Source organism: Candidatus Pelagibacter sp. HIMB1593, from assembly GCF_052047755.1.
Classification (GTDB): Bacteria; Pseudomonadota; Alphaproteobacteria; order Pelagibacterales; family Pelagibacteraceae; genus Pelagibacter.
The window spans coordinates 789132-811778 of sequence record NZ_JBNAJK010000001.1 but is presented as its reverse complement, the minus strand read 5'-3'; the positions used below and the strand labels follow the sequence as shown (position 1 = coordinate 811778).

The 22647-nt window shown below is 28.3% G+C and carries 28 protein-coding genes; 8 read left to right on the top strand and 20 right to left on the bottom strand.

Annotated elements, in window-relative coordinates; translation table 11 throughout:
* Position 1: 1 nt before the first annotated feature.
* From ACTTA0_RS04210 to mnmA, 6 genes are all read right to left on the bottom strand, one after another.
* Positions 2-745, bottom strand: a complete 744-nt coding sequence (locus tag ACTTA0_RS04210) for an aminotransferase class IV (RefSeq protein WP_440676209.1) — start codon at positions 743-745, stop codon at positions 2-4.
* Positions 705-1265, bottom strand: a complete 561-nt coding sequence (locus ACTTA0_RS04205; RefSeq protein ID WP_440676208.1) for an aminodeoxychorismate/anthranilate synthase component II — start codon at positions 1263-1265, stop codon at positions 705-707. The genes ACTTA0_RS04210 and ACTTA0_RS04205 overlap by 41 nt, the downstream gene beginning before the upstream one ends.
* Positions 1262-2476, bottom strand: coding sequence for a chorismate-binding protein (locus tag ACTTA0_RS04200; protein WP_440676207.1), 1215 nt, complete (start codon positions 2474-2476; stop codon positions 1262-1264). Before ACTTA0_RS04200 ends, ACTTA0_RS04205 begins: the two co-directional genes overlap by 4 nt.
* Complete coding sequence (locus ACTTA0_RS04195) at positions 2454-3674, bottom strand: MFS transporter (protein WP_440676206.1); 1221 nt, start codon at positions 3672-3674, stop codon at positions 2454-2456. Before ACTTA0_RS04195 ends, ACTTA0_RS04200 begins: the two co-directional genes overlap by 23 nt.
* A complete protein-coding gene (locus ACTTA0_RS04190; RefSeq protein ID WP_440676205.1) occupies positions 3671-4846 on the bottom strand; it encodes a trans-sulfuration enzyme family protein in 1176 nt (391 codons plus the stop codon). Before ACTTA0_RS04190 ends, ACTTA0_RS04195 begins: the two co-directional genes overlap by 4 nt.
* 163 nt (positions 4847-5009) lie before the next feature.
* Entirely contained in the window at positions 5010-6128 is a 1119-nt protein-coding gene (mnmA, locus tag ACTTA0_RS04185; protein ID WP_440676204.1) for a tRNA 2-thiouridine(34) synthase MnmA, read from the bottom strand.
* 41 nt (positions 6129-6169) lie between these two features.
* Between mnmA and ACTTA0_RS04180 the strand changes: the two genes are divergently transcribed.
* The 3 genes from ACTTA0_RS04180 to ACTTA0_RS04170 are packed head-to-tail and all read left to right on the top strand — an operon-like array spanning position 6170 to position 7251.
* Positions 6170-6340 carry a DUF3553 domain-containing protein gene (locus ACTTA0_RS04180; RefSeq protein WP_440676203.1) on the top strand — a complete coding sequence of 57 codons (171 nt, stop codon included), beginning with the start codon at positions 6170-6172 and terminating at the stop codon, positions 6338-6340.
* A gap of 3 nt (positions 6341-6343) precedes the next feature.
* Complete coding sequence (locus tag ACTTA0_RS04175; RefSeq protein ID WP_440676202.1) at positions 6344-7108, top strand: 3'(2'),5'-bisphosphate nucleotidase CysQ family protein; 765 nt, start codon at positions 6344-6346, stop codon at positions 7106-7108.
* Positions 7108-7251, top strand: coding sequence for a hypothetical protein (locus ACTTA0_RS04170; protein WP_179850440.1), 144 nt, complete (start codon positions 7108-7110; stop codon positions 7249-7251). The genes ACTTA0_RS04175 and ACTTA0_RS04170 overlap by 1 nt, the downstream gene beginning before the upstream one ends.
* On the opposite strand, the gene ACTTA0_RS04165 is transcribed toward ACTTA0_RS04170, so the two are convergent.
* On the bottom strand, positions 7243-7806 hold the full coding sequence (locus ACTTA0_RS04165) for a regulatory protein RecX (protein WP_262589365.1): 564 nt from the start codon (positions 7804-7806) through the stop codon (positions 7243-7245). The two genes, ACTTA0_RS04170 and ACTTA0_RS04165, sit on opposite strands and share 9 nt — an antisense overlap.
* 24 nt (positions 7807-7830) lie before the next feature.
* Between ACTTA0_RS04165 and ACTTA0_RS04160 the strand changes: the two genes are divergently transcribed.
* Positions 7831-8304, top strand: a complete 474-nt coding sequence (locus ACTTA0_RS04160) for an ABA4-like family protein (RefSeq protein WP_440676201.1) — start codon at positions 7831-7833, stop codon at positions 8302-8304.
* Complete coding sequence (locus ACTTA0_RS04155; protein WP_440676200.1) at positions 8297-8875, top strand: 2-hydroxychromene-2-carboxylate isomerase; 579 nt, start codon at positions 8297-8299, stop codon at positions 8873-8875. The genes ACTTA0_RS04160 and ACTTA0_RS04155 overlap by 8 nt, the downstream gene beginning before the upstream one ends.
* On the opposite strand, the gene ACTTA0_RS04150 is transcribed toward ACTTA0_RS04155, so the two are convergent.
* The gene (locus ACTTA0_RS04150) at positions 8872-9216 is read right to left on the bottom strand and encodes a rhodanese-like domain-containing protein (RefSeq protein WP_440676199.1); all 345 of its coding nucleotides are present in this window, start codon (positions 9214-9216) and stop codon (positions 8872-8874) included. The two genes, ACTTA0_RS04155 and ACTTA0_RS04150, sit on opposite strands and share 4 nt — an antisense overlap.
* A gap of 86 nt (positions 9217-9302) precedes the next feature.
* Here ACTTA0_RS04150 and ACTTA0_RS04145 point away from each other — a divergent pair, with 86 nt between their 5' ends.
* Together ACTTA0_RS04145 and bcp are read left to right on the top strand one after the other, a co-directional pair.
* Entirely contained in the window at positions 9303-10316 is a 1014-nt protein-coding gene (locus ACTTA0_RS04145) for a rhamnosyl transferase (RefSeq protein WP_440676198.1), read from the top strand.
* On the top strand, positions 10313-10783 hold the full coding sequence (bcp, locus tag ACTTA0_RS04140) for a thioredoxin-dependent thiol peroxidase (protein WP_440676197.1): 471 nt from the start codon (positions 10313-10315) through the stop codon (positions 10781-10783). Before ACTTA0_RS04145 ends, bcp begins: the two co-directional genes overlap by 4 nt.
* A 55-nt stretch (positions 10784-10838) precedes the next feature.
* On the opposite strand, the gene ACTTA0_RS04135 is transcribed toward bcp, so the two are convergent.
* From ACTTA0_RS04135 to ACTTA0_RS04095, 9 genes are all read right to left on the bottom strand, one after another.
* On the bottom strand, positions 10839-12131 hold the full coding sequence (locus ACTTA0_RS04135; protein WP_034390405.1) for an ammonium transporter: 1293 nt from the start codon (positions 12129-12131) through the stop codon (positions 10839-10841).
* Positions 12132-12358: 227 nt separating this feature from the next.
* Entirely contained in the window at positions 12359-13660 is a 1302-nt protein-coding gene (locus tag ACTTA0_RS04130) for an ammonium transporter (RefSeq protein WP_440676196.1), read from the bottom strand.
* A gap of 148 nt (positions 13661-13808) precedes the next feature.
* Positions 13809-14084 (bottom strand): HU family DNA-binding protein, encoded by a 276-nt coding sequence (locus tag ACTTA0_RS04125; protein ID WP_075506581.1) that lies wholly within the window; start codon positions 14082-14084, stop codon positions 13809-13811.
* 157 nt (positions 14085-14241) lie between these two features.
* A complete protein-coding gene (rseP, locus tag ACTTA0_RS04120) occupies positions 14242-15354 on the bottom strand; it encodes an RIP metalloprotease RseP (protein WP_440676195.1) in 1113 nt (370 codons plus the stop codon).
* 203 nt (positions 15355-15557) lie between these two features.
* On the bottom strand, positions 15558-16904 hold the full coding sequence (locus ACTTA0_RS04115) for an NAD(P)/FAD-dependent oxidoreductase (RefSeq protein ID WP_440676194.1): 1347 nt from the start codon (positions 16902-16904) through the stop codon (positions 15558-15560).
* Positions 16905-16950: 46 nt separating this feature from the next.
* Positions 16951-17370 carry a hypothetical protein gene (locus tag ACTTA0_RS04110; protein ID WP_440676193.1) on the bottom strand — a complete coding sequence of 140 codons (420 nt, stop codon included), beginning with the start codon at positions 17368-17370 and terminating at the stop codon, positions 16951-16953.
* A gap of 11 nt (positions 17371-17381) precedes the next feature.
* The gene (locus ACTTA0_RS04105; protein ID WP_440676192.1) at positions 17382-17981 is read right to left on the bottom strand and encodes a LysE family translocator; all 600 of its coding nucleotides are present in this window, start codon (positions 17979-17981) and stop codon (positions 17382-17384) included.
* Positions 17982-18006: 25 nt separating this feature from the next.
* On the bottom strand, positions 18007-18564 hold the full coding sequence (locus ACTTA0_RS04100) for a hypothetical protein (RefSeq protein ID WP_440676191.1): 558 nt from the start codon (positions 18562-18564) through the stop codon (positions 18007-18009).
* Positions 18565-18805: 241 nt separating this feature from the next.
* Positions 18806-19258 (bottom strand): Lrp/AsnC family transcriptional regulator, encoded by a 453-nt coding sequence (locus ACTTA0_RS04095; RefSeq protein ID WP_428080313.1) that lies wholly within the window; start codon positions 19256-19258, stop codon positions 18806-18808.
* 117 nt (positions 19259-19375) lie between these two features.
* Here ACTTA0_RS04095 and ACTTA0_RS04090 point away from each other — a divergent pair, with 117 nt between their 5' ends.
* On the top strand, positions 19376-20350 hold the full coding sequence (locus ACTTA0_RS04090; RefSeq protein ID WP_440676190.1) for a dihydrodipicolinate synthase family protein: 975 nt from the start codon (positions 19376-19378) through the stop codon (positions 20348-20350).
* A gap of 23 nt (positions 20351-20373) precedes the next feature.
* On the opposite strand, the gene ACTTA0_RS04085 is transcribed toward ACTTA0_RS04090, so the two are convergent.
* The 3 genes from ACTTA0_RS04085 to ACTTA0_RS04075 all read right to left on the bottom strand — a co-directional run bounded on the left by ACTTA0_RS04085 (position 20374) and on the right by ACTTA0_RS04075 (position 22644).
* Complete coding sequence (locus ACTTA0_RS04085; protein ID WP_440676189.1) at positions 20374-20763, bottom strand: DUF2306 domain-containing protein; 390 nt, start codon at positions 20761-20763, stop codon at positions 20374-20376.
* A 97-nt stretch (positions 20764-20860) separates the two neighbouring features.
* Positions 20861-21439 carry a hypothetical protein gene (locus ACTTA0_RS04080; RefSeq protein WP_440676188.1) on the bottom strand — a complete coding sequence of 193 codons (579 nt, stop codon included), beginning with the start codon at positions 21437-21439 and terminating at the stop codon, positions 20861-20863.
* Positions 21439-22644 carry a hypothetical protein gene (locus tag ACTTA0_RS04075; protein WP_440676187.1) on the bottom strand — a complete coding sequence of 402 codons (1206 nt, stop codon included), beginning with the start codon at positions 22642-22644 and terminating at the stop codon, positions 21439-21441. The genes ACTTA0_RS04080 and ACTTA0_RS04075 overlap by 1 nt, the downstream gene beginning before the upstream one ends.
* Positions 22645-22647: the final 3 nt, after the last annotated feature.

Below are 22647 nucleotides of genomic sequence, written 5' to 3'. Positions count from 1 at the left end.
TTTAAATAAGAGTATTATATATATTGCTAAGTTTATTAAAGGAAATATTATTTCTACTTTTCCATTTCAATTCATCTATTTTTGACACTGATGTAACTCCCTTTCCTGATCCAATAAGAATAATTTCTTCAAAATCGTTAATTTCTTTGATTGATATATCTTTAAAATTAATTTTAACTTTTTTACTTATAAATTTAAGTGTATTTCCAAAATAACAATTTTTTTTTGGAGAAAATATTTTTCCTTTTTTAACAAAGACTAAATTTGAAGTACCAGTTTCTAAAATTTTATTGTTTGCAACTAAAGCAATATCAAATTTAGATGAGTCAACCTTATTAAGTTTTGCTAAAATTTTTTTGTAATAAAGATTTTTATAATTTGGCTCAACTCTTTTATATTTAAATAATAAAAGACTAAAATTTTTTTTAAGTTTTGGTCTTTTTCTTATAGATACAGATATTAGTTTTTTATTTAAAGCAATTCGAAATAAATTGTCAGGACCTTTGTAGAGTGTATTTTTCTTAATTAGATCTAAAATAATATTCTTTAAGTTTTTTTTTGTAATTTCATATTTTTTTGTAGATTTAATTAAATTTTCAATATGTGGTTTTAACAATATTAGCTTGGAAGGTTTTCCAACCATTCGCATTGTTGTAAATACACCTCTGGATCCCCAAAGATCTTTAAATGCAACTTCTTTAAGATTACTTAGCTGATAAGATTTTTTTAATAAGAGTGTTACCATTTTCTGTTAAAAAAGATTCTGGATGAAATTGAAATCCATATATTTTGTTTTGATTATCCTCAAGGCCCATTGGTATTTTTGTTTTACTACATCTCATAGTTATTTTAATAGAATTTGATTTAAATGGCTCCATTAATTTTAATGAATGATATCTTCCCACTTTAAACTGTTGATTATGTTTAAAAATTTTACTTTGATTATTTGTTTTTATTTTAGATTGAAAACCATGGTAAATTTTTTTCTGTTGTATTATTTTGCCACCCTCATTATGTAAAATCATTTGATATCCAAGACAAATACCAATAATTTTTTTCTTTCCTTTATATTTTTTATAGATTTTTGAGGTAGTGGGATAATCTTTTGGTGATCCAGGTCCTGGAGATAAAACAATCACATCACTTTTATCTAGCAATCTTTCATTAACTTCATAATAGTTTGAGCAATTTACTTTATCAAACTTTGCAAATTGATGAACAACATTCCATGTGAAAGAGTCTTGATGATCAATTATGTAAATCATTTAAATAACTCCAATAAAGATTTTGCTTTAATATAATTTTCGTTAAATTCTTTTTTTGGCGAGCTATCCAGCACTACTCCAGACGCAGCTGAAATCTCTGATTGATTTTTATAATTTAATATAGATCTGATTATAATATTAAACTTCATGTCTTGATTAAATTTAATAAATCCAAAACTCCCAGTAAAAATATTTCTACTTTCTTTTTCTTGATTATTTAAAAGTTCTAAAGTCCTAATTTTAGGACAACCAATTACAGATCCACCTGGCATCATTGCTTTAATAATATCAATCAATTTAGTATTTTTATTTAATATTCCACCAATTGAAGTCACATAATGAAAAAGATGCTTATATTCCTCGACATATTTTTTTTTAAGTATTTTTACACTTCCGGGTTTGCAAATTTTGGATAAATCACTTCTTTCCATATCAACTATCATGTTGTGTTCTTTGGTTTCTTTCTCATTATTTTTAAAATACCTAAGAGCTATACTTTTATTTGATAATAATTTTTTCTTAAAGGTACCAGCTATTGGTTTGGTGATTATTTTATTTTTTTTCTTATCTATTAATGTTTCAGGAGAACAGCTTACTATAGAATAATCCTTATCTTTAATCATAAATGACTCTGGTGAAGAATTGACACGCATTAATTTCCAAAAAAAATTAACAGGATTGATTAAAGATTTATTCTTATATTTTGTACAAATTTTAATTTGATAAGTTTCTCCTTGTCTTATTTTTTTTGAAAATAATTCAAATATTTTTCTATATTTTGCATAAGAAATATTAATCTTGAAAGGACTTAGTATTTGAGTTTTATTAAATTGATAATTGAATGTGTGTTTTTTGATATTAGATATAACTTTAATATCCTTTCTAATTTTAATTATTGTCTCAGGTTTGTAAAAAATTCCTTTATAAAAATTTATTCTTTTTTTATTTTTTAAATTAATACCAATTAAATTACATAAAATTTCATAACCAAAAAAACCAAGATATAAATCTGTTTCTTTTTTAAACTTTTTTTTCTCGATGGAATTAAGAAATTTATATATATTTTTTTTTGTTAAAATGATTTTTTTAGAAAAATCAGTATAGATGTTGTATCCACCATCTACTTTATAAATTATTAAAGGCTTATCTGATTGATACAGATCCTCTAAGTAAGGGTTGAATTTAAGTTTATGCTGGCTGTGTTCTTTCAATTGCTTTCTCTACTATAGGTAAGTGTATCAGACCTGCAAATAATGATAATGCGATAGATCCGTACCAAGCATAGTCAAAATTTCCATTTAATTCATAAAATACACCACCTAGATATGCTCCTAAGAAAGAACCAATTTGATGGCTTACGAAAACTATTCCATATAAAAGTCCAACGTATTTTGTGCCAAATATATGGGCCACAATTCCATTTGTTGGAGGAACTGTAGATAGCCATAAAAATCCAAAAGTAACTCCAAAGATGACAGAATTAAATATGCTTGGTGGTAAAAAAATAAAATAAATAATTGAAACTCCTCTTAATAAGTAAATTGCACTTAATATTTTTTTCTTACTATACCTTGTTGCTAAATAACCACTCGTAATTGTACCTGCCATATTAAATACACCAATTAAAGCTAGTACCATTGCAGGTGTCCAGTCAGGCAAACCTTTGTCTGCCATATAAGTTGGAATATGTGTTGCTACTAAAGCTATATGCCAACCACAAACAAAAAAACCTAAAGTAAGATAGATAAAACTTTTATTTGCAAATGCTTCTCTTAGGGCTTCTCTTGCAGTTTGATTGTTATCTTTATTAACACCAACTGGTATTTTTGGAGTGCTAACAAATAAAGATACTACCAAACCAATTCCTAAAAGAAGACAAAAGTATAAAAGAGTATTTTCCCAACCTGTTTCAACTAAAGAATATCTTACGAGCAAAGGAGAAACAAAATATCCAAAAGAACCTGCGCATGTAACAATACCTGTTGCAATAGTTCTATTAGATGCTGGAAAATGCTTAGCTACAACTGATACAGGAATACCTATTGCAGTAGAACCTAATCCAATCCCTATCATTACTCCAATAGTTAAAGTAAAGTAACTTCCGGTATTAAATCCAGAATAAAAAAATAAAACTCCAACTAAATAAAAAACAAAACCAATAAATATTGCAACTGCTCCTCCATACTTATCAGTAATTACACCAAATAATGGACTAAATACTCCCCAGAGTAATAACTGCAATCCCATAGCAAATCCAAAATGAGAAATAGAAATATCTAAGTCAGTATTGAAATCAAAATAAAACAAACCAAAAGTCTGTCTTATACCTAAAGAAATTATTACTACTATCGATGCAGCTATTAGAGTAATTAAAGCTTTTTTACTTATAGTAAAATTTTCTGAGCTCATTTAAGACTTTTGAGAGCTTGTTTTATATCAGCTATAAGATCTGTAGGATCCTCTAAACCAATATGCAGTCTAACTATGTATTCGTTTTTTGCTAATTTAAGATAGCTTCTATTTCCTTGTTCTCTAACATTTTGATGTAAAGCTAAACTTTCAAACCCTCCCCAACTGTAACCGTGTCCAAATAATTTTAAATTATTTACAAATTTAACAACTGCTTTTTCACTTTTGGCTTTAATTCTTAAACCCATTAAACCTGATGCACCTGAATAATATTTTTTCCACATTCTAAAATTGTAAGAATCTTTTTTGTATGGATACAATAATTTTATATTTTTAAATTTAGATAAAAATTCTGCTACTTTTTTTGCATTTTCTCTGTGCCTATCCAATCTAACATCTAAAGTTCTTAATCCTCTTGTAATTATATAAGCATCATCAGGTCCTAATCTTAAACCTGTAATTCTTTCTGCTGCTTTAACTTTAGGAAAAACTTTTTTATTTACTGCTAGACTTCCACCCATTACATCAGAGTGCCCAGAATAATATTTTGTTGCTGAAACAATTGCCATATCAAAACCAAGTTTAATAGGTTTTAAGAAGTAAGGAGTTCCCCAAGTATTATCAATTGCTGTTAAAATTTTATGTTTTTTTGCAATTGAAATAATTTTACCTAAATCTTGAAAATCAAATGTATTGCTTCCTGGGTTTTCTACAAAAATTAATTTAGTTTTTTTTGTAATAGCTTTTTCTAATGTCTTAAGATCATGAGGATTATAAAAAGTTGTTTTGATTTTAAATTCTTTTAAAAAATCTTCTGTTAGCAACCTTGTTGGACTGTAAACTGTATCAGCAACAATTATTTCATCACCAGGTCTTGTCACACTGAAAATTGCAAGAAATACAGATCCAAATCCGGTAGGTGTTAAAAAAGTAAAGTAACTTTCCTCTAGTTTAGATAAAATTTGTTGCAATATATGAGTCGTTGAAGTTCCTTGTCTTCCATAATCAAAATGTCCACCAGTCGGATTTTTTTTGGCTTTCTCTTGAGTTTTTCTAATATCTTGCATCGATTTGAAAATAATCGTTGATGCACGCACAATTGGTGGATTTACAGACTGATTATGAAAGTCTTTCGCTGTATGTTTTAAAAATGTTTTAAAAGAATTACTCATAATAAAATTTGATATGTTTAAAAGACAATGCTATATCCCGTAAAAAACGTCAATAAATTAATAAATAGGACTAAATGAGTTATCCGAAGAAACATAGGGGTCGAAGAAAACAAGGCTCCAAAAAGAGAAGAGCAAAAAGAAAAAATAAGAAGAAATAATTCTTTTATTCTTTAATCCACCCACCACCAAGAACTCTATGGCCATATTGGTCTTTGCTATAGAATACGCACGCCTGTCCTGGAGATATTCCATCCTCAGGATTTAATAGATGAACATTTGCAGTATTATTATCTTTTAAATGTACTTTTGCCTCAAGAAGACTGCCTGTTGATCTAACCTTTACAAATATATTTTGATCAAGGTCTTTTTTATCAGTTAATAAATTTAAATCTTTTAAAGATATTTCTTTTTTTCCAAGGTTTTCTTTGGGTCCTACTATAATTTCATTTTTATCAGAATTTATTTTTAAAACATATAAAGCTTCTTTATCTGAAACCTTAATTCCCTTTCTTTGTCCAATTGTAAAATTAATAATACCATCATGAACACCAATTACTTTTCCATCTAAATTTTTAATATTTCCTTTTTGAAAAGAGTCTGGTCTAAATTTTCTAATTACAGATGCATAATCTCCATTAGGCACAAAACAAATATCCTGACTATCTGGTTTATCAGCTACATTTAAATCTAACTCTTTAGCAATTTCTCTTGTTTTGTCTTTTAACATTCCACCTAATGGAAATCTTAAATAATCTAATTGCTCTCTAGTTGTGTTGAATAGAAAATAACTTTGATCTCTATTTTCATCAATTGCTCTGTACATATTATTGATGTTGTTTGATGTGATATTTTTTACATAATGTCCAGTAACTAATGCATCTGCTTTAAGATCTTTTGAAACTTCAAATAAATCTTTAAACTTTACTGTTTGATTGCATTGAACACATGGAATTGGAGTTTCACCTTTTAAATAACTATCAACAAAGTTATCTATTACCCCTTGCTTAAATTTATCTTGATAGTATAAAATTTTATGCTCAATACCTAATTTATGAGCAACACGTTTTGCATCCATTATATCTTGACCTGAACAACACTGTTTAGATTGTGCTACTTCTTTTCCATCGTCATATAGTTTAAGAGTGATACCTATAACTTTGTAACCTTCGTTTTTCATAATTCCTGCTACAGTTGACGAGTCTACTCCACCAGACATTGCAACAACGACTGTTGTATCTTCAGGTTTTTTGTCAATTCCGATAGAGTTTAATTCTTTATTCATTAGGTGGTATTTATACTTATTTACAATATAAGTTAAATTAAATGATTTTAGATTATGAACCAGGTGACAAAGTCACTAATCCTGAGAATAAAGACTGGGGTATTGGACAAGTACAATCAATCATAAAAGATAAGGTTACTGTTAATTTTGAAAATGCAGGTAAAAAAGTAATAAATGCAAAAAATATAGAATTAAAAAAAATAAGTAAATAAAAGATGGACTTACAAAAAATTATTGAGGATTTAGTTGATACTTTTTTATCAGCAGGAGACTTATCTCTTCAGCTTAGAGAAAAAGGATTAAGTAAAGAAATTAAATCTGACAATACACCGGTGAGTAATGGTGATATTGAAGTAAATAATTTTATATCTTCAGAAATATCAAGAGTAACACCTGACATTCCAATTATTTCAGAAGAAACTTCTGAAAACAAAGATAATTCTAAATTAAAAGATTTTTGGTTGGTGGATCCTATAGATGGAACCTATGATTACATAAACAATTTAGAGGAATTTACTATTAATGCAGGTTTAATTATTAATAATAAACCTGTTGCAGGTTTAATAAATGCTCCTGCTAAAAAAAGAATGTTTTATTCATATGGGAAAGGGAAATCTTTTGAGTTTGCTAATAACGAAACAATAAACCTTTCTCAGTTAAAGTCTAAAAAAACAGACCCACTTAATTTCATTTCTTACAGCAATAAAATTAAACCTGAGATACAAAAAATTTATGATGATTTAGGTGTAAAAGAACATACTAGAATGAAAAGTTCTTTAAAATTTTGTGTTGTTGCTGCATGTGAGTTTGATGGTTATGTTGCTGAACCTCGAGCTTATGAATGGGATATTGCAGCAGGACATGCAATTTTAGAAAATGCAGGAGGATCTGTTAGAGACTTTGATGGTAATGAAATTTTATATGGTAAGAAAGATTTAAAAAATCCAAGTATAATTTTGAAAAGTAAAAATATAATTTAATGGATGAGCAATTAAGAATTATTTTAATTATAATAGTATCCGTCTCAATTTTTGGATTACTAGTTTTTGTTTTTGTTAAAAATTATATTAGAAACAAAATAAATCATCTTGTTGATGAAGAGAAAAAAAGAAAATTAAAGTAATTTAATTATCTTTTCATATTCATTTTTATCAATATCCATCACTTTTTTGGATGTTTCGAAATCAAATCCATTTCTTGCAAGTAAAGAAATATCTTTTTTATAAAACAAAGTTCTATTATCTTCTGCTCTTGCTGGTCCTATTCTCTTTTTCTTGCATAATTTTATTGCTGAAAAGAAATCCTGATCAGAATTATCTTCTTTTATTTTCTCAACTGTATCCTTAATAAAACCATCATCAATTCCTTTACCCATTAAATAATTTCTAATTTTATTTATAGAGTTTCCTCTTTGGATCATGCTCTTTGCTTTGCTTTCTGAATAAAATTGATCATTGATAAATTTATTTTTTTCTAGATCAGATAGAACAATATCAATTAATTTGTTTACATCTTTTTTTCTAGAGTCTGTTGCAGAGAGTTTCATGTATTTTTTTAATAAATATGTTTTAAGTTGTTGTTTTGAAGGTGCATATTTTTCAACATAGGCAAACGCAAAATTCCTCATTTCATCAACAGTAACTTGAAGTGTTTTTCTCTTATTTCTTATAGGAATCATCGTTAGATTTTATATAATATAAATATGATCGAACAAATTTATAACTACTTCACAATTGATGTGCTTTATATGTGGATCAATTTAGGAGTTATACCTTTTTGGTTCATCTTAATTGTATTTCCCCAGTCTCACTTGAGCAGATATGTAGTAACCACTATATTTCCATTTCTATTATTAAGTGGGGTTTATATTTACATTTTATACAGATCTTTCATCGTTGGTTATGACTTCGATGCTAATTTTAGTTTGTATCTTGGTTTGGTCGAATTATCCCGACTGTTTGAAGATAATCTATACCTAGCTCTTTTCTGGACTCATTTTGTAGCTATAAACTTATTTGTTGGTGGGTGGATGGTTAAAGACTCTCAAAAATACTATGTAAATAAAGTTTTAATGTCAGTTCCTTTAATAATTACATACTTAATTGGTCCTATTGGTTTGTTTATTTATTGGATAATTAGAATTTTTTACGCCAAAAAATTAAATCTATATGAGTGATCATATAGATTTTTATTTTGATATCATTAGTCCTTACGCTTACATCGCATATAAAAAAATTTTAAAAATTAACAATGTTGATTTTAAATTAAAGCCAATATTGTTAGGTGGTCTTCACAACTTAGCAGGTATTACTGCTCCTGCATTTAACAAATTTAAAATGAAAAATATGCAAAATGATTGTGAGCTAGTTGCAAAAAAAAATAGCATAAGTTTCAAATGGAATTCTAGATTTCCAATTAACTCTTTAAGTATAATGAGAGGTTATCTTTGTGTTAAGTATGATAAAAAAGAAGAGTACTTAAATAGTTTTTTTGAGGCTTATTGGAAAGAAGATCAAGATTTATCTAATGAAGCAAATATCAAAATAATATTAAAAAAATTAAAAATTGAAGAAAATGAATTTTTTAACTCTATTAATAAACAAGACATTAAAGATAAATTAAAAGAATTAACTCAAGAAGCATTTAAAAAAGAAGTATTTGGAGCTCCGACTTTTATAGTTAACAATAAAATATTCTGGGGACAAGACCGTCTAGAATATGCTTTAGATGAAATTAAAAATATTTAAACTATTTTGAAACTACTATTGCTAATAGACCCAAAACCACCTTCAATGTGAGAGATATTTTTAAAGCCTTTTTCAGTTAAAGACTTTACTGACATTTCAGATCTAACTCCTCCAGCACAAAACAAAACTACTTCTTTATCTATATCAATTTGACCATTTTTAAAAACATCACTATTAGGATCAAGAAGAGTTTCTAAATTTCCCATAGGTACATGCTTGGCTCCTTCAACTCTTCCAGTGAGTTCTAATTCATTTAATTCTCTAATATCAATTAGATTGCATTTGTTTTCTTGAACCAATTGATAAGCTTCATCAGCATTTATAGTTTTTATATCACTCATAATATTAAATTAATTATTGTAATTTTTAATTTTATAACAATTGTTATAATTATCATGTAAACAAGAAAAAAAATACTTTTTGTTATATGAAAAAAATAAACTTAAAAAAATTAAATTTCTTCAAAAAATTACTTATAAAATTAAACAGAAAATTAGGATATGAGCTAATTGATCAAAACAAGCTAATTCTTCCAACAAATGATAAACAAATTAATGATAATTTAAATATCTTAAATAAAAAAAGCATATCTCTACCACTGGGTGAAGTGAAGATTAAAAGAAAAGTTAATAGTTTATTAATAATTTTTAGGTCTTTTACTAATGAGGATAAGCTTCTAAGTCAAAATAAAAAAAGACTATTTGAAAAGGAAAAAAAAGAGTACACATTTAGATCTTTAAACTCAATCTGCAAAAATATCATAAATCTTAAAAATGAATTTATTAATTTTAAAATTTTTCTAAAAATTATTGATGATAATTCTACCTCAGAAGTAAAAAAACAAATAAACCAAATTTGTTCTAACAATAAAATTGATTTTGAGGTTACAAATTTAAATAAAGAAAAATATTTTCATAAAATGAAATTTAAAAATAATCCAAGAATGCTTGCTCATAATTCACACATTTTTGAGTCTAAAAATGTTGCAATTAATTCTGACTATGACTTATTGTACTTTGTGGAAGATGACTATATTCATGATCATGATGCACTAACAGAAATGATTTATAGTTATGAAAAAATATCAACTCAATTAAATGAAGAGATAATAATGTGTCCTGTTGATTATCCTTACCTTTATATTAATATTGATTATACACTAAATTTGATTGGTTTTAAAAAACATTGGAGACAAGTTAATCAATCTTTGTGCACTTATTTAATCTCTAAAAAAACATTAAAAAAATATTGGAATTATTATGAAGATATGTTTTTAAACAATTATGATCCCTATGAAAAACCTCTTCATCATTTGTATGAAAAAATAAAATGTTTTACACCAATGCCTTCCCTAGGTCTTCATGTTACAAATACAAATTCAATATATGGTTTGTCACCAGTAAAAGATTGGATTAGAATGTGGGATAAAAATAAAATATGACATTAAAAATTAACTCAAAAGCTCCAGCATTTGTAATACCATCAACTTCGAAAGATAAATATTCTTTAAAAGACTCACTTGGTAAATATGTGGCTCTGTATTTTTATCCAAAAGATGACACGCCTGGATGCACAATTGAAACTAATGATTTTAATAAATTATTAGCTAAATTTAAAAAGCTAGATTGTGAAGTATATGGAATATCAAAAGATAGTTTAAAAAGTCACGATAAATTCAGAGATAAATACAAAATCAAATTTGATTTACTTGCAGATGAAGAAATTAAAGTATTAAAAAAATACAAAGTCTGGGGTAAGAAAAAATTTATGGGACGTGAATTTATGGGAATAAATAGAACAACTTTTTTAATTGATAAAAAAGGTAAAATCCTAAAAATCTGGGAGAACGTTAAAGTAAAAGATCACGCCAAAGAAGTCCTAGAAACATTAAAAGATATTTCAAAATAAAAAAAAGGCTCCTTATTTCTAAGGAGCCTTTAATTGTTATATATTGAGAGATATTTTAGTCTCTTATTGCGTAAGCTTTAACACCAACTTCAGCAACATCAGTTCCAAGTTTTTCAGCTTGAGAACTAATTCTAAGACCAATTGTTTCTTTTAGAGCTTTAAATGTGATGTAAGAAAGTATGAAACTAAATGCACATACTGCTATTACACCTGTTAACTGAGTTCCAAAGTTTGTATCTGGATTACTTAAAGGCACAACTAAAGTTCCAAAGATACCAGCAAATAAATGGACAGGAATTGCACCAACAACATCATCAATTTTTTTGCTTTCTAAAAACTTTGTACCAAAGTACATGATGATTGATCCAACGGCTCCAATAGCAATTGCAAGTACTGGACTTGGAGTTAAAGGTTCTGCTGTAATTGCAACCAAACCTGCTAATGCTCCATTTAACATCATTACGATATCAGTTTTACCACCTAATAATCTTGTAACGACTGCAGCAGTAACAGTACCAGCAGCTCCCGCTAAGTGAGTGTTAACCGCAATTTTACTAATTGCATTTACATCATCAAAGGTTCCCATTGCAAGTTGACTGAAACCATTAAATCCAAACCAACCAAACCATAATAGGAAAGTTCCTAATGTGACAAGTGGTATTGAAGATGCCGCAAAAGGTACTAAAGATTTTGTTTCACCTTTTTTATTAAATCTTCCTTCTCTTGCACCCAATAATATTACACCTGCTAGAGCAGCTGCGCCACCACAAGCATGAACTAAAGTTGAACCAGCAAAATCAGAAAAACCTGAAGTTGCTAACCAACCTCCACCCCACTGCCATCCCATTGAAATAGGATAAATGATACCAGCCATGATCGCTGCAAAAATAAAAAATGGCCAAATTTTAATTCTTTCTGCTACAGCACCAGATACAATTGATGCAGTTGCACAAACAAACATTGTTTGAAAAAACCAATCAGAATAATCTGAATAACCTGTTGAAAGTTCTGAAGCATCACTCCACATTGAGAATGATCCAATAAATCCTCCTTCAGGAATTCCATAAGCTAAATTGTAACCACAGAAAAAAAATATTAACGAACAAATTGCAAACTTACCAATATTCTTTGCTGCAATTGTGGAAACACTTTTAGTTGTAACTAATCCACTCTCAAGCATACAAAAACCTGCTGCCATGAATGCAACTAAAACACCACCAAGATAAAATCCTAATGAATTGAAAATATATTGTCCTTCAGCCGACATTGTTGTTTCTGCTGAAGCTAAATTAGTAAAGCTTAAAAATATTAATAAGCTTAATGATATTTTTTTTAAATGATTAATCATTATCTCTCCTTTTTTTAATCTTGTCGTTTTAATAAACATTAAAATTTTAAGTACTGCTGATAGGTCAAAAGAGTTATGAGAAATAAGCATATGTGTAAAAAAAAGGCCCCATTTCTGGGGCCTTTGGTTATTAACTAACTAGAGAGAGATATAAGTTAATTCTTTGTTTAGAGGCTCTTCAATGAGATAACGACATGGAGATCGAAGAGCCTCTATATTGCATGCAATTAGTCACGTATTGCGTAAGCAATTACACCTGTTTCAGTAACGTCTGTACCTTTAGTTTCAGCTTCTTTACTTAATCTGATTCCAAACGTACCTTTCATTATTGACCATACGATGTAAGACACAGCAAACACAAAAATGTTAATTGAAAGTACACCAATTAATTGTGCACTGAACGATGCATCAGCGTTTGTTAATGGCACTGCTAATGTTCCCCAAATTCCAGCAAATAAGTGAGCTGGGATTGCACCTACAACATCATCAAGTTTAAAGCTAAATAATAATTTAGTTCCAAACACTACGATTAATCCACCAACAGCTCCAATTAAAATTGCTGCAAATGGAGATGGTGCTAATGGTTCTGCAGTGATTGCTACTAGACCACCAATTGCTCCGTTTAACATTTGAATTACATCTGTTTTACCGTACATTAATCTTGTAATGATACCAGCGGCCATTACTCCACCACAAGCTGCAAGATTTGTATTGATAAAGATTGATGAGATCGCAACTGCATCATCAAAAGTACCTAATGCTAATTGTGAACCACCGTTAAATCCAAACCAACCTAACCATAGGATGAATACACCTATTGTTACTAATGGGATTGAAGATGCAGCAAAAGGCTGTAACGCTTTTGGTTGACCTTTACTGTCAAATCTTCCACTTCTAGCACCTAACAACATGATACCAGCTAAAGCAGCTGCACCACCAGTTGAGTGTACTAAAGTTGAACCAGCGAAATCAGAGAAGCCTAGTTCTGCTAACCAGCCTCCACCCCACTGCCAACCCATTACGATTGGATAAATAACTCCAGCTAATAAAGCTGCAAATAAGAAGAATGGCCATAACTTGATTCTTTCAGCCATAGCACCTGAGCAAATTGAAACTGTTGTTGCACAGAATACCATTTGGAAGAACCAGTCTGAACCATCTGAATAACCAGTGTCAATTGCACTTGCATCTGACCATGGTGTAAATGATCCAATGTATCCGCCTTCTGGAATACCATAAGCTAAGTTGTAACCAACTAGCCAAAACATAATTCCAGCAATTGCATACAAACCAATATTCTTTGCACAAATTACTGAAACACTTCTTGAAGTTACCATTCCAGATTCTAACATTGCAAAACCTGCTGCCATGAACATGACAAGGAAACCACAAATTAAAAATAGTAGAGTGTTAAATATAAACCCCACTTCAGCAGAAACAGTTGTCTCTGCCATACCTGCACTACTCATGTTTAGTAAAAATACCAAGCTTAGTATTGGTGCAGATATTCTCTTTATTATTTTAGTCATAAGACCTCCACTTGTTAAAGTGGTGGTTTATAAATTTAAAAAATTTAAAAACTAACGCTGATTAGGAAAATTGGGTATGCAGTTTTTGCATATAGTAACAGCCCTAAACGTGTTTTGACATTACGTTAGGGCTGTTAAAAAAAAAATATTATCTATTAAATACTTCTTTTAAAGCTTTTGCAGGTAAGAATTTTACTTTCTGAGAAGCAGCGATTTGAATCTGCTCACCAGTTCTTGGGTTTCTTCCAACTCTAGCTTTTCTTTTAGCTACTTTGTACGTACCAAATCCAGCGATTTTTACTGAATCATCACCTTTTAGTGCATCTAAAATAGTGTTGGTAATTGTATCAAAAGTTCGCTCAGCGTCTGCTTTGCTCAAGTTTAATGAGCCAGAAAGCTTTGCTACTAGTTGTTTTTTGTTCATTTTAGCTCCGGTTTTGTTGGTTAATATTGATACTTGTCATAAACGTTGATAAATCAAGCTTTTTTTTAGTGTCTTTATTAATTAGACACACAATATCTTGTTAAAAATTAAATAAACATTGATTTTATTGATCTTTTTAACAATTTAGAAATTTAAATTATCTAAATAAACCTAGGTCTTTAAGGTCATTAAATGTGGTGAAAAACATCAATGATAGCAACAAAAACAATCCGATTCGAAAAAAACCTTCTTGTGTTTTTTGGGACAAAGGCCTCCCTAAAACTTTTTCAAATGCATAAAACATTAAGTGTCCACCATCTAACATTGGTATCGGAAACAAGTTAATTAAGCCTAAACTTATTGAAATATAAGCCATCATACTAATAAAAGCTAACACTCCAAAGGTTGCAACTTGCCCTGATATCTTTGCAATCCTTATGGGGCCACCTAATTGAGAAGTATCCGCCTTTCCCATGATCATTCCACCTATGTATTTTAATGAAGAAACACTCACAAAATAAACTTCATTTGCCGCATGATACAATGCTTGTGCTGGTCCTAATTTCACATGATTAATTTTATCATTGTAAGCACTTAGTTTTATACCAACCATTCTTTTATTTATTTTGTTTCCTAAACCATCTTCTCCTTCAACAATGTTTGGTTTTACTTTTAAAATTAATTCTTCGTATGAACGCTTAACTTTGAAATCTATAAAGTCACTTGTGGACATTGTAATATATTTTGAGACTTCCATAATGCTTTTAACTTCATTGCCATCAATTTCTAAAATAATATCTTGGTTTTTTAAGCCTCCAACCATTGCAGGGCTATCTTTTTGAACTTCACTGATAACTGCTGGAGTAAAATCTTTTCCAACAAAAGTATAAATACAAAAGAAGATTGCTAAAGCTAATAGAAAGTTTGCTAAAGGACCACCAAACACAATTAAAACTCTCTGATACAAAGGTTTTAAAATAAATAATTTATCTCTCTCTTCTTCATTATATTTTTCTAAAATTTCTTCATGATCAGCTTGTGAATAAACATTACGATCTCCAAAAAACTTAACATATCCACCTAATGGTATTGCACATACTTTCCATCTAGTTCCATGTTTATCATTCCAACCAAATAATTCTTTACCAAACCCAATAGAAAAATCAGTAACCCCTACACCATATCTTCTAGCAAAATAATAGTGTCCATATTCATGAATAAATACAACTACTAAAATAAGAATTAAAAATGGAATTATGTAACTAAGCATATATTTATATTTTAGATGAATATATAATCATTAACAACCTAACATTAATTAGCAATACTGACGCTTTTTGTCGTGAGTTTTAAAAAAATACTATTTTTTATTTTTAAAATTATAATACAAAGAAAACAAAATAAGACCTACAAGGACAATTCCAACAAATATCCTTAAGTATTGATTAAAAAATATATCTATAAATTCAATCATTAAATATTTAACTTATCCTTAATTCTATAAAACCACACTGCTAATTTAAAATAAAATACTCTTAATTTTGGAAAAATAAATTTCTTAGGTAAACCTTTATAAATTGTTGAAATATCAAGTTCTTTACTATTTGATGAAAAAACTAACTTAGATAATTGTTTTCCAGTCCAAGGAGCAGCACTAACTCCTACTCCACTGTAACCAAATCCATAATAAATTTCTTCATTATCTATTTTACCAATTGAAGGAGTAAGCTTTTGAGATAAAGCAATCAAACCTCTCCAATTATAATCAATTGTAACATTGCTCCATTTAGAAAAAATATTTTTTAAAAAATGTTCCATGTCATTTGCTCTATTTTGATTAGATTGATCACTGCCTTCAAAATCTCCTCTTGTCCCAAACAAAATTCGATTATCAGGTAACTTTCTATAATAATATAAAAGGTTTTTAGAATTAGCTATTGGCGCATAAGTTTTAAAGTTATGTAAACTAAGCTCTTCATTTGTAAGTGGTCGTGTTACAATGATATTTGAAATAACTGGCAATACCCTTCCATCCATTTCAGGAATTAAACCTTCTTGATAAAATCCATTAGTTGCAACAACTATTTTTTTTGTTTTTATTGATCCTTCACTTGTTATTAAAAGATAAGAGCCATTTTCTTTTTCAATTTTATCTACTTTTGTGTGTTCGTAAATTTTTAACTTTTTTGATAAAGCATGTTTTGCAAGGCCGTTTACAAATTTTAAAGGATTGATTGCAAATCCAGGTTTATATGAAAATGCACCAAATTGCTCAGTTCCACCATGACCTACTTCATCAAATTCCTCTTTTGAATATACTTTAGTCTCTATTCCAAACTCAGATTTATAAACTTCAGCTTGTTCTTTAATTTGATCAAATTTATTTCTGTGATGAGCTACAACAAAATTATTTTCACCTGTTACATCACAATCAATATTATAATTATCAATTAATTCTTTAGTATAATTAGCTCCTTCAACTGAATTTTTAAAAAATTTCTTAGTCTCCTCTGTTCCATAAACAGATTGCATTTTTTTAAGGGACATTTTGCTTGGAGGAAGACAGCAAAATCCTGCATTACGAGAAGAAGCACCCCAACCTACTTTTCCAGCCTCAACCAAAACTACATCTAAATTATAATTTTCAATTAAGTTAATTGCACAAAGTAATCCAGTATAACCTCCGCCTATAACCACTATTTCTGAACTAATATCTTTTTGAAGTTTTTCTAAATTTAAATTCTCACTTGAGGTTGCTTCCCAGTAACTAGGAACAGGTTTATTGAACTGATAAATATCTGAATGATAAATATTACTCATTAGTTAATGCTAGGTTAACATAACCCTTAATTATCTAAATAATAATTTACTTAAATTTATCTTCCCAGAATACAACTCTGTCGTCTGTTTTTTCTATTAAGTCCTTACAGAATATTCCGTATTTATCTAAAACTTTTGAAAAGTTTTTAAAATCCTCGCCCATCTCACTTTTCATACTTTCAAAGGAAATTTTAACTCTATTTCTCATTGTATCTGTGTTCATACCTAATTGCTGACCAATCATAAAAACAGATTCTAATGATAAATCTGCTGATTTATTAAGTCCTGCTATAGTTTCATCATTGGCACTTCCACTTTTTTTAAAGCCTTCTTCAGACAATAAATAATAACTATAACAAGTTGTGAAATCTCCTTGTAAGTTATTAAACACAAAAGTTTGTTGATCATCAGCATTAGCACTTGTGCTTAAGATGCTAAGAATTATCGCAGATATAAGTTTTTTCATTTTTTTATTTTCTAAATTTTAATTGAAAGCATCCATATACCAACCAAAAATAAAGACAATGAGAAGAATTTGTTTAATATTTTTGAATATTTTTCATTTCTAAATTTTGCACCAAGTAAGTCACCACATAATGTCCACAGAGTAAAAGACACGCAGTTATTAACTGTAAAAATTGTACTGATTAAAATTATTCTGATTAAACTTTGAGAACCATCTAAAAAGATTGTGAACATTAAAGAAATTATCACATAAGCTTTTGGGTTAAATACTAAAAGTATAACTCCATCAACAAAAGTACATTTTAAATTTTGATTGTTGTTTTCATATGTGCTTGCCTTGAAGAATTTATAGGCAAGATAGATTACATATAATGATCCAATTATCTGAATGTATTGATATTGATCATTAATAAATGAAAAAAATATATTAAAACCAAAACCTATAAGAAAAGTAACTATAATCGTTGCAAGATGATAACCAAAATTTGCTGATAAAGTTTTAACAAAACCAAATCTAGCTCCATTAGCTGCAAAGAACATGTTTCCAGGTCCTGGGCTAAAAGCCAGAGGAAATAAAAAAATTATTAAAGCTACTATTTCAATTAGAGTCATATTTTAATAAGTGATTAAATTTATACTATTCTTTAATTTGGGCCTTTTTATTTTTTTTATACATTGTCATCCACTTTTCAAAGATCAAAATTGCATCATCCATATCTTTTGTTTTGTTAGGATGATTTTTTGCTCTTCCAAGCATAGTTGCAATAACATTTACTTGATACTTGATTGATCTTTTTTTGATAGCTTTAACTGTATAAAGAGCCTTTTCTTTATTCTTAAAACCTAAACCATGTAAAGTTGTCTCAGGTTTATAATCAGAAAATAATGAAAGATTTAAAGGTTTAAAACTTTTGTCTTTAATCATCTTATTCATTGGCATTTTATCAACTAAGGTAAATATCTTTTTAAGATTTATTGTATCTAGCTTAGCTTTTTCAGTTCCATCAAAGCCAATTAAACTCGCACTAAAGTTTTTAGCTTTATCTAATTTTGTAACTAATTTAATAAATCGTTTGTGAAATTCTTTAATATGTTTTTGGTAAATATCTTTTGAATTTTTATACTCTTGATTAGTGTAGTTTGGAGTATTCAAAACTAACAACCTACATTTCCATATATATTTTTTAAAATTCATTGGTATATTAAGTATTTTAGTTAATAGGATATATGAAGGAAAAAGAAATTAAATCTCATTTTAAGAAAAAAGCGCTATCTAAACTTGCTTTATCGATAAGCTTTTTCTTGGTTCTTTTAACTTCCACTGGATACATATTTAATTCTAAAGCAGCAATTTTTCTTTTTTATATTTTCAGTTTTGCATTCATTTACAATTTATTAATCAATTTCTTATTAGAAAAATTTGATATCTGAAAAATTTATTCCACACGGGAGTATTCCGACTTTACTCTTCTCAAAGGTATAGAGGTTTCAACAGAAGAAACACCCTCTATTACAGTTAGTTTTTTAGTTAAAAAATCTTCAAATTCCTCAACGTCTTTAACTGCAATTCGTATTAAATAATCTTTAGCTCCAGTCATTAACCAACACTCAACAACTTCAGGAAAATTTAAAATTTTTTTCTCAAATTTATCAAAATTTTTTGATTGCTGTTTTTCTAAGCTAATAAATATAAATGCAGGAAATTTGTAACCAAGTGAGGTTTCATCAATATTTACTGAATAATTTTTAATTATATTGTTTTCTTCTAATTGATTTATTCTTCTTGCAGTAGGAGCAATACTTAAATTTATTTTCTCACTTATATTTTGAAGGGTGGTTTTGCTGTTATTTTTAAGTATTTTTACAATCTTTTTATCAACTTCATCCATATTTTTAATAAATTTTATTAATATTTATTAAATATCTTATAAAATTTACTAATATTCAACTATAAATTAGTAATAATAGAGAAAATTTATTTTTTATTTCATGTAATTAATTACTACATGAATAAATCTAAATCATTTGATCCACTTTGGGTCCCAATTATTTCTCATTATCAAAACACAAAAAATTTAGAGCTAGATGAAAAGCTTATTCAAAAACATATCAATTGGTTAGACCCATATGTAAAACAATTCTTGGTATGCGGGACTACAGGGGATGGGTGGGATTTAACTGATGAATTAATAATCAATTGGTTAGATATATTAAATGATAATTCTTTAATTAAAAAAGATATCAAAATATTATTTGGAGCATTTGGAAAAACAACAGAAGATGTTCTAAAACGGACAGATATAATTGAAAGATATATAATTAAAAATGGAACCTCTGCAGGATTTTTTGGATTAACTTTATGTGCTCCCGTTGACGAAAACATCAAGCAAGAAGAAATTATTTCACATTTTAAACGTATTATTGAAAATACATATTTACCAATTTCTATCTATCAACTGCCTCAAGTAGTAAAATGCAATATTGAACCTGAAACATTAAAAATTTTAAAAGACAATTTTCAAGATAGAATTCAATTATTTAAGGACACTAGTGGTGAGGATGATGTTGTTAATTCTGGAATTAATTTTAATGATTTAATATTTTTAAGAGGAGCAGAGGAAAATTATTTTGATCATTTACAACCACACGGAAAATATGATGGATTTTTATTAAGCTCAGCAAATTGTTTTGGGAAAATTTTAAGAGAAATTTGTAATAATGTTGAACAGGGTAATTTTAGAGATGCAGAAAAGATGTCTCAAGAGCTAAGTGATATAATTAGAATTTCATTCTCAGAAGGTCAAAAACTAGATTTTGGAAACCCTTTTTCTAATGTAAATAAAGCTTTTGCTCATGTCTTGATTAATAAAGATAATCTTAGCTGCAAAACTTGTTTTGATAGAAATATACCTGGTGAGTTTCTAAATGATATGTTTTTATTATTAGCTAAATACAATTTAACAAAATCTTTAAACGTATAAATTAGATCTTAATTTTAGTATTTTCAGCCTATCAAAATTTGATGCATGATACGTCCTGGATAAAGCGTAAAAAAGCCTGTAAGAATTAAAGCAAAAAAATAAGTTGCGATCATTACTTGTTTGTGACGTTTAATATTACCAACTCTTACAAAGTAAATTCCAAGACCAAGAGAGAAAATTGTCCACAAACTCAATAAATGTATAGGACTATAATCTCCCCACATTTTTGTTTCGTGTATGAAAAAAGAGGTTATCGCTACAATCAGCATTAAGCCTACCCAAATACGACCTAACAATTTATGAATTGCTCCACCTTTTTTCATAGAAAGTTGAATACCACCTAAAATTATAGCAATCATTGCCATAATAGCGTGAAGTGGTATGGGATGTGTTTGATCGAACAACAAAGTCATGTCTTCTTAATTTCCTAACCTTTTTGAAACACCTTGTTCTTGTTGTTTGTTAAACTCATCATCATTTAAGTTATACAATTGAGTAAAATGATTTAAATTATAGCTTTTTATCATTCAGTTTGGTCATAGCTTTTCCAGGAGAGAAAGTATAATCATTGTCATCCATTAATTTTCCACTTCCATCATAAAGTTTCCAATTAAATTTTACTTTGTCTTTCTGCTTTTTTCCTAATTTTAAAATTGTTAATTCTATTTTTCGTGGTTTACCGCCAGAAGAACCTTCAAACAATCTAGTCTCGCCTTCTTTCCAAACTCCTAGAGGAAATTTACATCCATTTTTTATTACTCTTCCTCCTCTTCTACTATCCCAAACTCTTCCTATGCACTGTCCATCATTAGTAACTGTAAATAACTGTGTTTTTAATCCACTTTGACCTTTTCTTGTTCTTTTATAGACTTTTATAGTTTCTCCAGTTTGTGGGTTTTTCCACTCCTCAGGTCCTACAATTTTTTTTCTTTTCTTTTCACCAAATACTAAATTAGCATTAGTAAATTTAATCTCTTTATCATCTCTTATGTCTCCACCGGTAAATAATTCCAAAGGGATAAATCTCTCGTTTGCTTGTGATAAGTAAGGGTATAAAAAAATAACTAGAATTACTAAAAATTTTTTCATTAACTAAAAATTTCTTGTATTTTTATAGTATCGCTTGGTAGTATTGTTTTATAGTCTTTTCTTTTATACTTACTTAATCTTTCATAAAATTCTTCAGCACTTATTTTAAATGTTTGCTCAAATGCTTTTTCCCATTTTCTATTGTTTGCTCTCTCAATCCAAAAATCTCTAAAAACTAATTGAAAAGCTTTTCGTTCAGAAATATTATTTTGCTCAAGTTCGTTTATTAATGCTAGCACCATAAAGGCAGAACCTGCGTAATTGCCATCCATTCCTTTTTTATTTGATGTTTTATGTTTTTCGTAAAGCTCTGGTTCTTTAAAAACTTTTTTACTCCATTTTTTAGTTCTACTAAGATCATTCTTTAAATTGTCTTTTTCATAATATTGTTTTACATACATTTCTTCAAAAACTTTTGCTTGTCCCTCAGTTAGCCATTTTGGAGAATCTCTATCTGATAGTTTATTTTTAGAAAGTGCAATTTGGTAAACATGAAAATATTCATGAGGAATTACAGAATATCGGTGTATTTCTTTATTTTTAAATTCATTTGAATTTATTTCTAATTGCATCCATCTGTCAGAACCATTACCGCAAATACATGCTCCTTTCATGTTATTCTTAACTTTAGGAAATGGATTTTTTTTTGAGCTTTTCCAAGCATAAATATCCATTCCTGGATTTTTAAGATATTCGTTCATATTATTTGGAATAGGTATAACATCTTGTAAAACATTCATTATGTTTTCAAATTCTGCTACCCACTTTTTTGGCAAACTGTCATCAATATTGTAAATAAAAAAATTCCCTGGTCTTTTATTTAATTGCGCTTGTCTTTCCTCTAATATTGCTGCCTCTTTAACCTTATCGTGTTTCCACACAACTTCTTCATTAACAGCATATAAAAAACATTCTGTGCCAGTGAATTCATCGGCATATTTCATACATTCTTTAAATGTTTTTTTATGTAGTCTTTTTAAATTCTTTCCTTTATCGGAAGCATAACTCCATCTTCCATTATTACAACTACCATAGAGAACAGCTGTTTGATTTTTTTTTAACGATTTTTTAATTTTATCGTGTTCTATCTTAAAGTTTAGTTTGCATTGAGGTGACAACAAACTTATTCCTGGTTCATTAATTCCAGCATTAGCTTTACCACTAAATAGAAAACCCAATAACAAGATACCTAAAATTTTTTTCATTAT

Excerpts from the sequence above, each read along its gene's own strand:
- ACTTA0_RS04090 (WP_440676190.1), top strand. The coding sequence starts at position 19,376 with ATGAATAAATCTAAATCATTTGATCCACTTTGGGTCCCAATTATTTCT.
- bcp (WP_440676197.1), top strand. The coding sequence starts at position 10,313 with ATGACATTAAAAATTAACTCAAAAGCTCCAGCATTTGTAATACCATCA.
- ACTTA0_RS04085 (WP_440676189.1), bottom strand. The coding sequence starts at position 20,763 with ATGACTTTGTTGTTCGATCAAACACATCCCATACCACTTCACGCTATT.
- ACTTA0_RS04135 (WP_034390405.1), bottom strand. The coding sequence starts at position 12,131 with ATGATTAATCATTTAAAAAAAATATCATTAAGCTTATTAATATTTTTA.
- ACTTA0_RS04195 (WP_440676206.1), bottom strand. The coding sequence starts at position 3,674 with ATGAGCTCAGAAAATTTTACTATAAGTAAAAAAGCTTTAATTACTCTA.
- ACTTA0_RS04165 (WP_262589365.1), bottom strand. The coding sequence starts at position 7,806 with ATGATTCCTATAAGAAATAAGAGAAAAACACTTCAAGTTACTGTTGAT.
- ACTTA0_RS04075 (WP_440676187.1), bottom strand. The coding sequence starts at position 22,644 with ATGAAAAAAATTTTAGGTATCTTGTTATTGGGTTTTCTATTTAGTGGT.
- rseP (WP_440676195.1), bottom strand. The coding sequence starts at position 15,354 with ATGCTTAGTTACATAATTCCATTTTTAATTCTTATTTTAGTAGTTGTA.
- ACTTA0_RS04080 (WP_440676188.1), bottom strand. The coding sequence starts at position 21,439 with ATGAAAAAATTTTTAGTAATTCTAGTTATTTTTTTATACCCTTACTTA.
- ACTTA0_RS04110 (WP_440676193.1), bottom strand. The coding sequence starts at position 17,370 with ATGAAAAAACTTATATCTGCGATAATTCTTAGCATCTTAAGCACAAGT.
- ACTTA0_RS04125 (WP_075506581.1), bottom strand. The coding sequence starts at position 14,084 with ATGAACAAAAAACAACTAGTAGCAAAGCTTTCTGGCTCATTAAACTTG.
- ACTTA0_RS04210 (WP_440676209.1), bottom strand. The coding sequence starts at position 745 with ATGGTAACACTCTTATTAAAAAAATCTTATCAGCTAAGTAATCTTAAA.
- ACTTA0_RS04150 (WP_440676199.1), bottom strand. The coding sequence starts at position 9,216 with ATGAGTGATATAAAAACTATAAATGCTGATGAAGCTTATCAATTGGTT.
- ACTTA0_RS04145 (WP_440676198.1), top strand. The coding sequence starts at position 9,303 with ATGAAAAAAATAAACTTAAAAAAATTAAATTTCTTCAAAAAATTACTT.
- ACTTA0_RS04160 (WP_440676201.1), top strand. The coding sequence starts at position 7,831 with ATGATCGAACAAATTTATAACTACTTCACAATTGATGTGCTTTATATG.
- ACTTA0_RS04130 (WP_440676196.1), bottom strand. The coding sequence starts at position 13,660 with ATGACTAAAATAATAAAGAGAATATCTGCACCAATACTAAGCTTGGTA.
- ACTTA0_RS04105 (WP_440676192.1), bottom strand. The coding sequence starts at position 17,981 with ATGACTCTAATTGAAATAGTAGCTTTAATAATTTTTTTATTTCCTCTG.
- ACTTA0_RS04180 (WP_440676203.1), top strand. The coding sequence starts at position 6,170 with ATGATTTTAGATTATGAACCAGGTGACAAAGTCACTAATCCTGAGAAT.
- ACTTA0_RS04170 (WP_179850440.1), top strand. The coding sequence starts at position 7,108 with ATGGATGAGCAATTAAGAATTATTTTAATTATAATAGTATCCGTCTCA.
- ACTTA0_RS04175 (WP_440676202.1), top strand. The coding sequence starts at position 6,344 with ATGGACTTACAAAAAATTATTGAGGATTTAGTTGATACTTTTTTATCA.
- mnmA (WP_440676204.1), bottom strand. The coding sequence starts at position 6,128 with ATGAATAAAGAATTAAACTCTATCGGAATTGACAAAAAACCTGAAGAT.
- ACTTA0_RS04155 (WP_440676200.1), top strand. The coding sequence starts at position 8,297 with ATGAGTGATCATATAGATTTTTATTTTGATATCATTAGTCCTTACGCT.
- ACTTA0_RS04115 (WP_440676194.1), bottom strand. The coding sequence starts at position 16,904 with ATGAGTAATATTTATCATTCAGATATTTATCAGTTCAATAAACCTGTT.
- ACTTA0_RS04190 (WP_440676205.1), bottom strand. The coding sequence starts at position 4,846 with ATGAGTAATTCTTTTAAAACATTTTTAAAACATACAGCGAAAGACTTT.
- ACTTA0_RS04205 (WP_440676208.1), bottom strand. The coding sequence starts at position 1,265 with ATGATTTACATAATTGATCATCAAGACTCTTTCACATGGAATGTTGTT.
- ACTTA0_RS04100 (WP_440676191.1), bottom strand. The coding sequence starts at position 18,564 with ATGAATTTTAAAAAATATATATGGAAATGTAGGTTGTTAGTTTTGAAT.
- ACTTA0_RS04095 (WP_428080313.1), bottom strand. The coding sequence starts at position 19,258 with ATGGATGAAGTTGATAAAAAGATTGTAAAAATACTTAAAAATAACAGC.